Annotated in this window: 15 protein-coding genes, 2 tRNA genes and 1 riboswitch; of the genes, 10 read left to right on the top strand and 7 right to left on the bottom strand. The window is 60.3% G+C overall.

Going from position 1 to position 12,640, the window contains the following annotated elements; all coding sequences use genetic code 11:
- Nucleotides 1-37: 37 nt before the first annotated feature.
- The 5 genes from ACEN9O_RS30665 to glyA form a co-directional block, all read right to left on the bottom strand.
- A complete protein-coding gene (locus tag ACEN9O_RS30665; RefSeq protein WP_495615541.1) occupies nucleotides 38-544 on the bottom strand; it encodes a pilus assembly PilX family protein in 507 nt (168 codons plus the stop codon).
- Between the two features lie 3 nt (nucleotides 545-547).
- On the bottom strand, nucleotides 548-1,429 hold the full coding sequence (locus ACEN9O_RS30670) for a PilW family protein (RefSeq protein WP_495615542.1): 882 nt from the start codon (nucleotides 1,427-1,429) through the stop codon (nucleotides 548-550).
- A 71-nt stretch (nucleotides 1,430-1,500) separates the two neighbouring features.
- Complete coding sequence (gene pilV / locus ACEN9O_RS30675; protein WP_495615543.1) at nucleotides 1,501-2,055, bottom strand: type IV pilus modification protein PilV; 555 nt, start codon at nucleotides 2,053-2,055, stop codon at nucleotides 1,501-1,503.
- Between the two features lie 105 nt (nucleotides 2,056-2,160).
- Complete coding sequence (gene nrdR / locus ACEN9O_RS30680; RefSeq protein ID WP_495615544.1) at nucleotides 2,161-2,631, bottom strand: transcriptional regulator NrdR; 471 nt, start codon at nucleotides 2,629-2,631, stop codon at nucleotides 2,161-2,163.
- A 115-nt stretch (nucleotides 2,632-2,746) separates the two neighbouring features.
- Nucleotides 2,747-3,994, bottom strand: a complete 1,248-nt coding sequence (gene glyA / locus ACEN9O_RS30685; RefSeq protein ID WP_495615545.1) for a serine hydroxymethyltransferase — start codon at nucleotides 3,992-3,994, stop codon at nucleotides 2,747-2,749.
- A 98-nt stretch (nucleotides 3,995-4,092) separates the two neighbouring features.
- Nucleotides 4,093-4,218: riboswitch (ZMP/ZTP riboswitch) on the bottom strand.
- Nucleotides 4,219-4,382: 164 nt separating this feature from the next.
- Here glyA and ACEN9O_RS30690 point away from each other — a divergent pair.
- From ACEN9O_RS30690 to ACEN9O_RS30735, 10 genes are all read left to right on the top strand, one after another.
- Nucleotides 4,383-5,132 carry an SDR family NAD(P)-dependent oxidoreductase gene (locus ACEN9O_RS30690; RefSeq protein WP_495615546.1) on the top strand — a complete coding sequence of 250 codons (750 nt, stop codon included), beginning with the start codon at nucleotides 4,383-4,385 and terminating at the stop codon, nucleotides 5,130-5,132.
- Nucleotides 5,133-5,397: 265 nt separating this feature from the next.
- Nucleotides 5,398-5,844 (top strand): tol-pal system-associated acyl-CoA thioesterase, encoded by a 447-nt coding sequence (gene ybgC / locus ACEN9O_RS30695; RefSeq protein WP_495615547.1) that lies wholly within the window; start codon nucleotides 5,398-5,400, stop codon nucleotides 5,842-5,844.
- 9 nt (nucleotides 5,845-5,853) lie between these two features.
- Nucleotides 5,854-6,546 carry a protein TolQ gene (gene tolQ / locus ACEN9O_RS30700; RefSeq protein WP_495615548.1) on the top strand — a complete coding sequence of 231 codons (693 nt, stop codon included), beginning with the start codon at nucleotides 5,854-5,856 and terminating at the stop codon, nucleotides 6,544-6,546.
- A gap of 15 nt (nucleotides 6,547-6,561) precedes the next feature.
- Nucleotides 6,562-6,999 (top strand): ExbD/TolR family protein, encoded by a 438-nt coding sequence (locus ACEN9O_RS30705; protein ID WP_495615549.1) that lies wholly within the window; start codon nucleotides 6,562-6,564, stop codon nucleotides 6,997-6,999.
- Between the two features lie 15 nt (nucleotides 7,000-7,014).
- On the top strand, nucleotides 7,015-7,932 hold the full coding sequence (gene tolA / locus ACEN9O_RS30710; RefSeq protein ID WP_495615550.1) for a cell envelope integrity protein TolA: 918 nt from the start codon (nucleotides 7,015-7,017) through the stop codon (nucleotides 7,930-7,932).
- A gap of 8 nt (nucleotides 7,933-7,940) precedes the next feature.
- Nucleotides 7,941-9,206: a Tol-Pal system beta propeller repeat protein TolB gene (tolB, locus tag ACEN9O_RS30715; RefSeq protein WP_495615551.1), complete on the top strand. Its 1,266-nt coding sequence runs from the start codon at nucleotides 7,941-7,943 to the stop codon at nucleotides 9,204-9,206.
- A gap of 29 nt (nucleotides 9,207-9,235) precedes the next feature.
- Entirely contained in the window at nucleotides 9,236-9,766 is a 531-nt protein-coding gene (pal, locus tag ACEN9O_RS30720) for a peptidoglycan-associated lipoprotein Pal (protein ID WP_495615552.1), read from the top strand.
- Between the two features lie 107 nt (nucleotides 9,767-9,873).
- Nucleotides 9,874-10,629, top strand: a complete 756-nt coding sequence (gene ybgF / locus ACEN9O_RS30725; RefSeq protein ID WP_495615553.1) for a tol-pal system protein YbgF — start codon at nucleotides 9,874-9,876, stop codon at nucleotides 10,627-10,629.
- A 57-nt stretch (nucleotides 10,630-10,686) separates the two neighbouring features.
- Nucleotides 10,687-10,762, top strand: a tRNA-Lys gene (locus ACEN9O_RS30730).
- A 29-nt stretch (nucleotides 10,763-10,791) separates the two neighbouring features.
- Nucleotides 10,792-10,867: transfer RNA gene (locus tag ACEN9O_RS30735), tRNA-Lys, on the top strand.
- A gap of 164 nt (nucleotides 10,868-11,031) precedes the next feature.
- Here ACEN9O_RS30735 and ACEN9O_RS30740 read toward each other — a convergent pair.
- Nucleotides 11,032-11,979 carry a hypothetical protein gene (locus tag ACEN9O_RS30740; RefSeq protein ID WP_495615554.1) on the bottom strand — a complete coding sequence of 316 codons (948 nt, stop codon included), beginning with the start codon at nucleotides 11,977-11,979 and terminating at the stop codon, nucleotides 11,032-11,034.
- 44 nt (nucleotides 11,980-12,023) lie between these two features.
- Complete coding sequence (locus tag ACEN9O_RS30745) at nucleotides 12,024-12,551, bottom strand: DUF6680 family protein (protein WP_495615555.1); 528 nt, start codon at nucleotides 12,549-12,551, stop codon at nucleotides 12,024-12,026.
- Between the last annotated feature and the right edge of the window lie 89 nt (nucleotides 12,552-12,640).

Raw genomic sequence — 12,640 nt, forward strand, 5'->3', positions numbered from 1 at the left:
GCCCCGAAATACTGTTTGCAAAGCGCATATCCCCTCCTCACTCCGGCTTGCTGAACACCGTCTGCAAGACCAGCTCCGTCCCTGGCCGCGCCCCAAAGCCTATCGCCGTCACGCGATAGCAATAGCCGACCGTGCCGCCGGCCGACGCATCCTCGCCAGGCTGATGACACTCCATACGCTCGACCACATAACGTGGCCTCTTGAACGGCAGCACACCTTCCGCCGTCAGCATCGCCGCGCCGGTATGGTCGCCGTAACCCAAGGTACAGCCGCCGCCATCCTCCACGCCGGACAAATCCACTCGCTGCCAGACGGGCGCCGTGTCGCAGGCGCTGGCCGCCGCCGTGCCGCTCTGGATATCGCGCTCCGCATCCGCCAAGGCATCCTCCGCCGCCTGAAACGCCACATCGCGATCGCGCTCGCCACGCGCCGCCTTCTCGCCCTGCAAGCTCATTTGCGCCGCCGACACGCCCAGCAGCATCGCCAGGATCAGCATCATCAGGCACATCAGCACTGCCGCACCGCGCTGCCGTCGAGTCGCCATGACCTAGCCGCTCCGGTTACGCAAAGCCACCGTCATGCCGACCACCCGGCGCGCCCGCGTGCGCTGCGACGGCGGCAGGCTGGCCTCGACGATGCGCACGCCCTCGTCGCCGCCATGCCCCTCGGAATAGGCAGGCCCGAAGAGGTCGAACCGCTTCGCCCCCGTGTCGGCGCGGGTATTGCTCTCACCGTGCAGCAGCAAGGCCACCTGGATGCTGCACACCCGCTTCCAGAATGTCTTGCGATGGAAATCGCGCAAGCGCTCGTCGGGCGTGGCGCCGGACAACGACAGCGCAGCGTCCATCGCATCGATGTAGCTGGCGTTGACATACGTATTGGGCACGCCATCGGCCGGCGTATCGGTATCCAGCCCATACAGCACTTGAAAGGAATCGACGCCACGTACGATGGCGTCCGCGCCCCAGCCGGAAGCGCCTCGGTATTTGCAGCGCAACTCGGTCTCGCCAGCGCCATCGTCCGCGACATAGAAGATGCTCCAGCCGCGCGCATCGGCCACGTCGGGAACGGCGACGCCAAAGCCCGCGCAGTTGAGGCTGGAGCCATCGCCATTGCCGCCCACGCCCGATCCGGAGAAACGCAACGCCAGCACATCGCTGCCGTGCGCCACCGCCGGCAACAACCCGGAGATATCGGCGCTGCCCCGGCTGATGCTGCGCGCGTCCAGCCCCGCAATCGCCGCCGGCGCATCGGCTTCCAGCGCGATCGGCGCAGCCTTGCTGTCCCAGTTGACGTAAGCGCCTTGCCGTATCGCGCGTGCCATGATGTCGAGCGCATGACGGCCGGCGTCGTTAAGCCCGACGTTCTCGCTGTGATTGCGGTAGTTGCTGCCGGCCGACAGCAGCAAGCCACTGGCCAACAAAGCCACAATCAAGCCCAACGTCACGGCGATCGCAAACTCGACGACGGTCCAGCCACGAGCGGGCGGTGGCCGCGCGTTCATCGCGTCGCTCCAACAGCCATGACGACGGCGGGCGCGAATTCGCCGCCGGCGTCCTTGTGCGCCGTGCCGTCAGGATTCTTGCCATGCCACCCGACCTTGACCACCACCGGCGCGCCCACCGCGCCGCCGCAAGCCCAGACCGACTTGCCGCTGCCATCGCGGCAGACCTGTATGCGGCCGGCAGGCAGATACGCGCTCACCTGCGTTTTCACTTCATACAGATCGAACATCGCCAACTGCGCGCTGTCGCACGCGCCGCCGTAGCACAAGGCCGACGGCGCCGGCGGATCGGGTTCGGCCAGGGCATCGTAGTCCAGTAGCAGATAGGGATTGGCGCCATCGGCCAGGTGCATTTGCGCGGCGTTGGCGCGCATGCGTTCGGCCAGGCCGGCGGCCACGTAGGTCGCTTGCGACAACAGCGCGGCCTGATGCCGCATGCGCAGCGCCGACAGCTGCATCGCCACGCCGCCGACAATGCCAACCGCCAGCAACAGCACGGCGATCAGGATCTCCAGCAGCGTAAAGCCCGCCATATAGGTGCGTGTGCGCATGGCACACCTCCGCAAGTCGACAAGGACAGTGCTAGAAGTTAGCAGCGACGACTGTAGAGGATATGAGGTGTATCAAAAGTGCGCCAGCCGTAGGCCGGCAAGAAACTAAGCCTTACGCGGCTTGCGCTCCTGCCCGACTTCGGCAATCGCGTCCTGGAACTCGGCCAGGTCTTCGAAGTTTTTGTAGACCGATGCAAAACGGATATACGCGATCTTGTCGAGGCGCTTCAGTTCCTGCATCACCAGCTCGCCAATGTAGCCGGTGTCGACCTCGCGCTGGCCGCTGGTCAGCAGCTTCTCTTCGATCGACAGGATCGCCGCGTCAACGGCGGGCGCCGCCACGGGGCGCTTGCGCAAGGCCAGCGTCAGGCTGCCGCGCAGCTTGGCCGACGAATACTCGGTGCGGCTGCCGTTCTTCTTGACCACATACGGCATCACCAGCTCGATGCGCTCATACGTGGTAAATCGTTTATCGCATTTTCCGCAGCGCCGGCGCCGGCGTATGGAATCCCCCTCCTCGGATACACGCGTATCGAGAACCTGGGTATCTTCGTGCTGGCAAAACGGACATTTCATATTGACGATTAGCAGAGTTAATTAGCGTCGTTCCCGCGCAAGCGGGAACCCATGCAGCGCTGCCGAAGTTACTCAGCATGGATCCCCGCTTTCGCGGGGATGACGCAGGCTTGTATTACTTGGCGTAGACAGGGAACTTGTCAGCCAGAACCTTCACGGCCGCTTTCACGCGGTCGATGGTCGCTGCGTCGTGCGGGTTGTCCAGCACGTCGGCGATCAGGTTGCCGACTTGTTCCGCTTCCGCTTCCTTGAAGCCACGAGTGGTGAAGGCAGGCGAACCCAGACGGATGCCGGAAGTCACGAATGGCTTCTGTGGATCGTTAGGGATGCCGTTCTTGTTGCAGGTCATGTGGGCCGCGCCCAGGATCGCTTCCGCTTCCTTGCCGGTCAGGTTCTTCGGACGCAGGTCCACCAGCATCACGTGCGACTCGGTGCCGCCGGAGACGATACGCAGGCCGCGCTTGATCAGGGTCTTGGCCAGCACGTCGGCGTTGATGACGACCTGTTGCTGGTAAGCCTTGAACTCAGGCGTCAGCGCTTCCTTGAACGCCACTGCCTTACCGGCGATCACGTGCATCAGCGGGCCGCCCTGGATGCCTGGGAAGATGGCCGAGTTGATGATCTTCTCGTGCTCGGCCTTCATCAGGATGATGCCTCCGCGTGGGCCGCGCAGCGATTTGTGCGTGGTCGAGGTGACGAAGTCGGCGTGCGGCACCGGGTTAGGATACAGGCCGGCGGCGATCAGGCCGGCGTAGTGCGCCATGTCGACCATGAAGTAAGCGCCAACGGCCTTGGCGACGGCAGCGAAACGCTCGAAGTCGATCTTTTTCGAGAACGCCGAGGCGCCGGCGATGATCAGCTTAGGCTTGTGTTCCTTGGCCAGCGCTTCCATGGCGGCGTAGTCGATGTCTTCTTCGGCGGTCAGGCCGTAAGAGACAACGTTGAACCACTTGCCGGACATATTCAGCGGCATGCCGTGGGTCAGGTGGCCGCCTTCGGCCAGCGACATGCCCATGATGGTGTCGCCTGGTTTCAGCACGGCGAAGAACACGCCCTGGTTGGCCTGCGAGCCCGAGTTAGGCTGCACGTTGGCCGCTTCCGCGCCGAACAGCTGCTTGACGCGATCGATCGCCAGTTGCTCGACGACGTCGACGTATTCGCAACCGCCGTAGTAGCGCTTGCCTGGGTAGCCTTCGGCGTATTTATTGGTCAGCTGCGAACCCTGCGCTTCCATGACGGCCGGCGAGGTGTAGTTTTCCGATGCGATCAGTTCGATGTGATCGTGCTGACGGGTGTTTTCCTTCTGGATGGCGCTCAACAACTCCGGGTCAACGTTGGCGAGGGTGTGATCTTTTGCGAACATGTAAAAACTCCAATCGAATTGAGTAACTTGTTACTGGCAGGTTGGATCGAATGAGGGAAGCCGATAGCGGACAGGCAGCCTCTTCGTGCATTTCCATCGATGGCTGCCCAGGCGAACGGCTGATGAAATCTCACGTTTCCCGGTGGATGCCCACCTTTCGCCGACCGGCCGCCACGCACCAAAATGGTGATGACCGGAGCTTTTCGCCAGTTACGTGAGACGTAATGGAAGCCTGATTGTAATTTATGCGCCAGATTTGAGCAAGGAAATCATTGTTTAAAATGCAATATTGTGCCGATTTTGATGGAGGAGATTAGCCATACTGCCATTTCGGCTACACTTGACCACCGTTTCCACTCCAGCTTTCACTTAACCGCAAGGATAGAACATGATCGTCTTCATCACCGGCGCCACCGCCGGCTTCGGCGCCGCCATGGCCCGCACTTTCGTTCAGAACGGCCACAAGGTCCTGATCAGCGGCCGCCGCGCCGACCGGCTGGCGGCGCTGTCGGCCGAGCTGGGCGCGGCCGCCCGCCCGGTCGTGCTGGATGTGACCGACAAGGCCTCGATCAAGGGCGCGCTGGACAGCCTGCCGGCCGAGTGGGCGCAGATCGACGTACTGATCAACAACGCCGGCCTGGCGCTGGGCGTGACGCCTGCGCATGAGTCGTCGCTGGACGACTGGGACACCATGATCGCCACCAACTGCAGCGGCCTGGTCGCCATGACCCGCGCCATCCTGCCGGCCATGGTCGCACGCGGCAGCGGCACGGTCATCAACCTGGGCTCGGTGGCCGGCGATACGCCCTACCCTGGCGGCAACGTGTACGGCGCCACCAAGGCCTTTGTCGAGCAGTTCACGCTGAACCTGCGGGCCGACCTGGTGGGCACCGGCGTGCGCGCCACCAACCTGGCACCCGGCCTGTGCGGCGGCACCGAGTTCTCCAACGTCCGCCTGAAGGGCAACGACGCCGCCGCGGCCAAGGTCTACGAAGGCACCGAGCCGCTGACGCCGGAAGACATCGCCAACACCGCCTACTGGGTCGCCACCCTGCCCGCCCACATCAACATCAACCGCATCGAAATGATGCCGACCTGCCAGGGCTACGGCCCCCTGACGATCAAGCGCAACCTGTAAAAGAAGACGCCCCCGGTCGTTCCCGCGCAGGCGGGAATCCATGCTGAGTATCCTGGCTGGCGGAGTATGGATTCCCGCCTGCGCGGGAATGACTTACCCCTGAAGCGATTCGTAAGCGGTTGTTACAAACCTTGGCAAGTTGCTGGGAAACCGCTTTACTATCGCCAATGCAATTTTCGGCGTTTCTCTCAAAATCCGCAGAAACAACGGATTTAGCGTGAATTACGCCGTAGCAGCTTCAACGACAACAATAAAATCGCGTAGAATGTTGCTCAATCTCACCAGTAGTCAAAATAACATGCCAGCAGAGTTTATCTGGAACGTACGGGTCTATTACGAAGACACCGACGCCGGCGGTATCGTCTATTACGCAAACTACCTCAAGTTCTTTGAGCGCGCCCGCACCGAGTGGCTGCGCGCCATCCATGTCGAACAACACGCCTTGCTGCAGGAACAGGACGTCATGTTCGTCGTCAAAAGCGTCAGCGCGGAGTATCATGCGCCTGCCAGGTTGGACGACATACTAAAATTGACCCTTTGTATCGAAAAGCTGGGCCGCGCCTCCATCCAGTTCGTGCAGCAAGCCTGGTGCGGCGAGCAGTTGCTGAACACCGCCCGCGTCAAGGTCGGCTGCGTCGGTTCGGACCTCGCGCCGCGCGCCGTGCCACCTTCGGTCGCGGAAAAAATGCGTAGTACCATCAAAACAGACTGAACCATATACATGAACGTCACCCAAGACCTCTCCTTCCTCTCCCTCATCACCAACGCCCACGTGATCGTGCAAGTGATCATGGCGCTGCTGTTCGGTATCTCGCTGACCAGCTGGACCTACATCTTCAGCAAGATGTTCGCGGTGCGTTCGGCGCGCCGCCTGACCATCGAATTCGAGAAGACCTTCTGGGCCGGCGGCAACCTGCACGCGCTGCACCAGAACGCCGGCAAGGACCGCGCCAACAGCGGCCCGCTGGCGCGCATCTTCGAAGCCGGCATGGGTGAGTTCATCAAGAGCAAGGCCGCCTACGCCGCCGCCCGCGAAAGCATGGACGCCGGCGCGGTGCTGGACGGCGCCCGCCGCGCCATGCGCGCCGCCTTCCAGCGCGAGATGGACGTGCTGGAATCGCACCTGGCCTTCCTGGCCTCGGTCGGTTCGGTGTCGCCGTACATCGGCCTGCTCGGCACCGTGTGGGGCATCATGAACGCCTTCCGCGGCCTGGCCAATGTGCAGCAGGCCACGCTGGCCGCGGTCGCCCCCGGCATCGCCGAAGCGCTGATCGCCACCGCCATCGGCCTGTTCGCGGCGATTCCGGCCGTGGTCGCGTACAACCGTTTTTCGCACGACATCGACCGCCTGGCGATCCGCTTCGAAAGCTTTGTCGAAGAGTTCTCCAACATCCTGCAACGTCAGTCGCGTTAAGAAGGCAGAGCAATCATGGCTTCCTCTTTCTCCAGCAGCATGCGCGGCGGCCGCGCCCGCAAGTTCAAGTCCGAGATCAACGTCGTGCCGTATATCGACGTGATGCTGGTGTTGCTGATTATTTTCATGGTCATGCCATCGGCCAATGATCCGAGCGTGGTCGACCTGCCGAGCGCGGAGCGTTCCACCAAGCCGCCAAGCGACTATGTGCAGGTGGTCATCAAGCCGAACGGCGCGCTGTCGATCGGCGTCAAGGGCAAGGGTGAAGAGGCGCCGGAAACCGCGCCCAACCGCGACGCGCTGGTCAAGAAGCTGCGCGCCATCCACGGCGACCATCCCGACTATCCGGTGCTGATCGCCGGCGACAAGGAAAGCAAGTACGACGACGTGATCCAGCTGATCTCGGAAGCGAAGAAGATGGGCATCAACCGGGTCGGCTTGTCGACCAAGTAAATCACAGTGCATACGATGAAACCCGCAACGGCAGGCGGCCCTTACAAAGTGCCGCGACAAAATGAAGGCTGGCGCTCGGTCGCGCTGGCGGCGGCGATGCACGCCGTGCTGTTGCTGTTCCTGTGGGTGGGCGTCAGCTGGCAGAACAACGAGCCGACCACCGTGCAGGCCGAGATCTGGGACATGAAGGTGCAGGAAGCCGCGCCCACGCCGCCGCAGGTCAAGCCCGAACCGGAACCGGAGCCTGAACCGGAGCCGGTGGTCAAGGCCGCCCCGCCGAAACCAGTGGAGGCACCGCCGACGCCGAAGGAACCGGACATCGCCCTCGAACGCCTGAAGTTGAAGAAAAAGCTTGAACAGGAAAAACTCGAAGCGGCCAAGGAAGCCAAGCTGAAGAAGGAAGCCGAAGAGAAGCAAGCCAAGCTGGAAGCCAAGAAACTGGCCGACAAGAAGGAAGCCGAGCAAAAGCTGAAGGACGAGAAGGAACAGGCCGAGAAGGACAAGAAGAAAGCCGCGCTGGCCGAGAAGGCCGCCAAGGAAAAAGCCGAGAAGGCCGACAAGGCCGCCAAGGACAAGGCCTTCGCCGCCGAGATGAGCCGCATCACCGGCAACGCCGCCAAGGGCAGCACCGGCACCGCCGCCACCTCGACCGGCGGCAAGGTCGACGGCGGCTACCAGGCGGCGATCCGGGCCAAGATCAAGAGCAACCTGGTGTACGGCACGGTCGACGATACGCTCAGCGCGACCTACCAGATCACCCAGCTGCCGACCGGTGAAATCATCGGCGTGCGCAAGATGAAGAGCAGCGGCTCGGCCGCCTACGACAGCGCGATTGAAAACGCGATTGCCAAATCGTCACCACTGCCCAAGAAAAAAGATGGTACGGTAGAGCGCGAGTTTGTCGCCGATTTCAACATGAAGGATATGCACTGATGTACACCATGAAAAAACTGAACCAAGTGATCCTGTCCGCCACGCTGGCGCTGGCCGCCGGCGGCGCCAGCGCGCAGATGCGGATCGAGATCTCCGGCGTCGGCAGCAACCAGATCCCGGTCGCGGTGGCCGGCTTCGCCGACGAGAACATCGCCCCGCAGCAGATTTCCGCCATCATCAAGGCCGACCTGGAACGCAGCGGCGCCTTCAAGCTGATCGACGCGGGCGTGATCACCAGCATGAACAACATCGACTACGGCACCTGGAAATCCAAGGGCGCCGATGCGCTGGTGGTCGGCACCGTGGCCAAGTCGGCCGCCGGCGACTACGAAGTGCGCTACAAGCTGTTCGACACCGTCAAGCAGAACGAGCTGTCGCAGCTGAACGTCTCGCGCGCGCCGCAGTTCACCCGCCTGACCGCGCACAACATCGCCGACGACGTGTTCCTCAAGCTGACCGGCATCCGCGGCGCCTTCTCGACCCGCATCGCCTACGTCAAGGAATACGACAAGCGCCACTACGAGCTGCTGGTGGCCGACGCCGACGGCGAAGGCGAACAGATGGCGCTGCGCTCGAACGAGCCCATCATTTCGCCGTCGTGGTCGCCGGACGGCACCAAGGTGGCCTACGTGTCGTTCGAGCAGAAGAAGCCGGTGGTCTACGTGCAGAACCTGATCACCCGCGCGCGCACCGTCATCGCCAACGAGAAAGGCAGCAACTCCTCGCCGGTGTGGGCGCAGAGCGGCAACAAGCTGGCCGTGTCACTGTCCAAGGACGGCCATACGCAGATCTACACCGTCAATGCCGATGGCGGCAACCTCAAACGCGTCTCCAACAGCGCCGGCATCGACTCGGAAGCCAACTTCGCGCCGGACGGCAGCATCTACTTCATGAGCGACCGCAGCGGCGGCCCGCAGATCTACCGCATGAACGGCGACGGCGGCGAAGCCAAGCGCGTTACCTTCACCGGCAACTACAACATCAGCCCGCGCGTATCGGCCGACGGCAAGACGCTGGCCTACATCTCCCGCCGCGACGGCAACTACCAGCTGTACGTGATGGACCTGGCCAGCGGCCAGGAGCAGCGCCTGTCGGACAGCACCGACGACCAGTACCCGAGTTTTGCCCCGAACGGCAAATACATCATGTACGCCACACAAGCCGGCGGCCGCAAATCGCTGGCCGTGGTCTCGGTGGATGGACGTGTAAAACAACGCCTGACCACTCAGGCGGGCAACATCAAGGAGCCCACCTGGGGTCCGTTCATGCAGTAATTTTTAGCCTTCATCACTAGGAGAATCAAATGCGTAAACTCAGCAGCTTAGCTTTCGTCATCACCACTGCCGCCATCCTGTCCGCTTGCTCGACTCCGGTCAAAATCGCCGAGCCGGCGAAAGTGGAAGAGCGCCAAGTCGAACAGAAGCCGCAGCCGCAGCCTGACACCCGCACCGTCGCCCCGGTCGAAACCAAATCGCTGGATCCACTGGACGATCCGAAAGGCGTGCTGGCCAACCGCAGCGTCTACTTCGACTTCGACAGCTACGTGGTGCGCGACGATGGCAAGCCAGTGGTGGAAAACCACTCGGCCTACCTGGTCAAGAACAAGGCCCGCTCGATCCTGATCCAGGGTAACACCGATGAACGCGGCGGCGCCGAGTACAACCTGGCCCTGGGCCAGAAGCGCGCCGAAGCCGTGCGCAAGGCGATGACCACGCTGGGCGTGGCGGAATCGCAAATCGAAGCCGTCTCGCTGGGCAAGGAAAAGCCTAAAGCCTCCGGTTCGAACGAAGAAGCATGGGCGCAAAACCGTCGTGCAGACATCGTCTACAAGTAATACAAAGCACTACCCTTTTGCCGGGTCACAGGCATAATACGGGGCGGCGCGCGGATAACACCGCGCCCTGCCCCGTTTCCTTTTTGATTTGTGTGAAAGCGCCCGACATGATGAAACTCTCCAAATCCGGCCTGAGCGCCGCCCTGCTGGCCGCGCTGACCTGGCTGCCGCTGCAAGCCCATGCCGGGCTGTTCGACGACGACGAAGCCCGTAAAGCCCTGCTCGACCTGCGTTCCAAGGTCGAAACCATGCGCGCCGAGCTGAACGCCCGTATCGACACCAAATCCGACAAGTCCAGCACGCTGGACCTGGTATCGCAAAACGAAATGACCTTGCAGGAAGTGGCCAAGCTGCGCGGCCAGATCGAAGTGCTGAGCAACGAGCTGGCCAACGCGCAAAAGCGCCAGAAGGATTTCTACGTCGACCTCGACGCCCGCCTGCGCAAGCTAGAGCCGCGCGAAGTGACCATCGACGGCAAGACCGCCCAGGTCGATCCGAACGAGCAGCGCACCTATGAAGCGGCGTGGAAGATCTTCACCTCCGGCGACTACAAGGCGGCCAGCACCGCGTTCAGCGAGTTCGTGGCGCGCTATCCGGGTTCGAGCTACGCGGCCAACGCGCAGTACTACCTGGGCAGCTCCTACTACGCCCAGCGCGACTGCAAGAGCGCGATCACGGCCCAGCTGCTGGTGCTGAAGAACTACGCCGACAGCCCTAAGGCGCCGGAAGCCATGCTCAACATCGCCAGCTGCCAGACCGAGCTGAAAGACAAGGCCGCCAAGAAGACGCTGCAAGACCTGATCAAGACCTACCCTGACTCGGCGGCGGCAGTGACGGCCAAGGAACGCCTGGCCGGCAAATAATTACCCGGGGGTATTTGACAGCAAGACTCATTACCCCCTATAATCTCGCTTCTTCGGGGGTCGTTAGCTCAGCTGGTAGAGCAGCGGACTTTTAATCCGTTGGTCGCAGGTTCGAATCCCGCACGGCCTACCATTCGAAGAAAACCAAGGTTTCGTACCTTTGGGTCGTTAGCTCAGCTGGTAGAGCAGCGGACTTTTAATCCGTTGGTCGCAGGTTCGAATCCCGCACGGCCTACCAAGAATTATCAAGGAAGCCCACGAATTTACGTTCGTGGGCTTTTTTGTTTCTGGTCGCTCTCTGGTCAAGTTCAAGAATCCGCAACTAGGCGCGATCTCGGGCGCAGTAGCTGCAGGGCTTTAGCGGCAATTTCTCGCACCATCGAAGACATACCCACGGCTAGCTCACTTTAAGCTTGTAGGCATGCTCTCCCCACTATCGAGTCTTCTCGGCACGAAAACTTTAGCGATCTTCTGGAGCAATTCATGGTCAGGAGCGCTTGCCGGGATGACGTTGGTGACGGCGACCTCATGAATCGAATAGACCTTCGGTACATCTCCGTGACCGCTAGGTACTCCGGGCGCATCCAAGATGATAACAACCCCTAAGGTTCGCTGGTCCACCTCCAAGTATGTCCAATACCTAGAATAAGACTTGATGAAATCGTCAACGTAAAGCGCACACTTTTGGCCGACTTCGTTAATGTCAGCGCCCTTCATATAGCCAAGCTCAGAATTGACGATCTTTCCAATCGATAAAACCAACATGCCTCGACTGGCTGCGGGATCATCCGATGTTTTATAGCGGTTCTTAAGCTGCTTTATACCTTTTTTGATATTGTCTCGGACCTGCGCCTCGGACTTAAGGCGCTTACATTCCACGAATAGGTGTCTGCCGTCCTTTGATGCTGACACGTCCGCATCATGCGCAAAGTCGATCTCATAGCCTGCACGCGCAAATTTAGAAGCTACGTCTAATTCAAGACTAAAGTCGCGGCCAGAGCGGCTTTCCGAATCCATAACATACAAGGCGTGGCTGCGGACCGACTTTTTGAGCCTATCAACGAGGTCAGTACCACCGAGATTTCTAAGTCCTTCAAAGATTCGCATTAGCTGCGCTCTTTCAAGTACCGCATTGTAATAGTCTTCCTTAGTATATTTTTTCTGAAAGCTGCTCATATCACCGAGGCGTTCAGCCTCTGCCAGCGTCGCGAAAATCGCCATGTATTTTCCGACGCGCGTACTGGAAAACCGGATACCAATTACCGTCAGCCACGCACAAAATTCTTGGAACTCCTTATTGGCATTTCCATATGTGATGGCCGAAACACTTTGAACGGGCAGGATAGACATCGAACTCTTCATAGGTATTCAACAGCGTGAAACGGCGCTTGCGGCTAGTGCCTAGCGTCTTCTTCGGGCGGCAGGACTTGGACTTCAATACGGGCGGTATTTCTAAGTACCCGAAGAACTTCGCTCTGTACTTGCCGCTGAAATTCTAGCTTGTCCGCATGGCCTTGCGCGATATAAAACTTATCAAGATCGATCTGCTGCAAGTCCGAATAGCCCAAGTCGCGGCCCATAGCTGTCAATAATTCTAACCAAGTATGGTCTCGCTCTTGGCTTGGCGGCTGCTGAGTTAGCACGTAATACTTGTGCCATAAAGTTCGAACGCCTGGATTATCGGAGAAGATCACATCAATAGTGTTCAGGGCACGCATTACCTCTTCGGTAAATACCGTGACCGTTTTTCGCGATGCCATCAAAGTCATATAGAGGTCACGTTTTGCGGTTTTTTTCTCTTTGCGGCTTTGAAACCAGACCGTAAAGCTGACACCTGCAAGCGGACCTAGAAAAATGGCGAGAGCCGTAATCCATAGTTGTATTTTTGCAATACCTAGCTGTGCTAATGCGACTTCATTCATGACTGCAGTCCTAACGGGTTAAAAATTCATGATCGGCGGCGTGCGTCTAGTCAGCATAACACGTACTTTTACAAGTTAGACAAGTCGCG

It is taken from the genome of Duganella sp. Dugasp78, assembly GCF_059491455.1.

Coding starts and splice junctions, on each gene's coding strand:
- ACEN9O_RS30665 (WP_495615541.1), bottom strand. CDS start 544: ATGGCGACTCGACGGCAGCGCGGTGCGGCAGTGCTGATGTGCCTGATG.
- pilV (WP_495615543.1), bottom strand. CDS start 2,055: ATGCGCACACGCACCTATATGGCGGGCTTTACGCTGCTGGAGATCCTG.
- nrdR (WP_495615544.1), bottom strand. CDS start 2,631: ATGAAATGTCCGTTTTGCCAGCACGAAGATACCCAGGTTCTCGATACG.
- glyA (WP_495615545.1), bottom strand. CDS start 3,994: ATGTTCGCAAAAGATCACACCCTCGCCAACGTTGACCCGGAGTTGTTG.
- ACEN9O_RS30690 (WP_495615546.1), top strand. CDS start 4,383: ATGATCGTCTTCATCACCGGCGCCACCGCCGGCTTCGGCGCCGCCATG.
- ybgC (WP_495615547.1), top strand. CDS start 5,398: ATGTTGCTCAATCTCACCAGTAGTCAAAATAACATGCCAGCAGAGTTT.
- tolQ (WP_495615548.1), top strand. CDS start 5,854: ATGAACGTCACCCAAGACCTCTCCTTCCTCTCCCTCATCACCAACGCC.
- ACEN9O_RS30705 (WP_495615549.1), top strand. CDS start 6,562: ATGGCTTCCTCTTTCTCCAGCAGCATGCGCGGCGGCCGCGCCCGCAAG.
- tolA (WP_495615550.1), top strand. CDS start 7,015: ATGAAACCCGCAACGGCAGGCGGCCCTTACAAAGTGCCGCGACAAAAT.
- tolB (WP_495615551.1), top strand. CDS start 7,941: ATGAAAAAACTGAACCAAGTGATCCTGTCCGCCACGCTGGCGCTGGCC.
- pal (WP_495615552.1), top strand. CDS start 9,236: ATGCGTAAACTCAGCAGCTTAGCTTTCGTCATCACCACTGCCGCCATC.
- ybgF (WP_495615553.1), top strand. CDS start 9,874: ATGATGAAACTCTCCAAATCCGGCCTGAGCGCCGCCCTGCTGGCCGCG.
- ACEN9O_RS30740 (WP_495615554.1), bottom strand. CDS start 11,979: ATGTCTATCCTGCCCGTTCAAAGTGTTTCGGCCATCACATATGGAAAT.
- ACEN9O_RS30745 (WP_495615555.1), bottom strand. CDS start 12,551: ATGAATGAAGTCGCATTAGCACAGCTAGGTATTGCAAAAATACAACTA.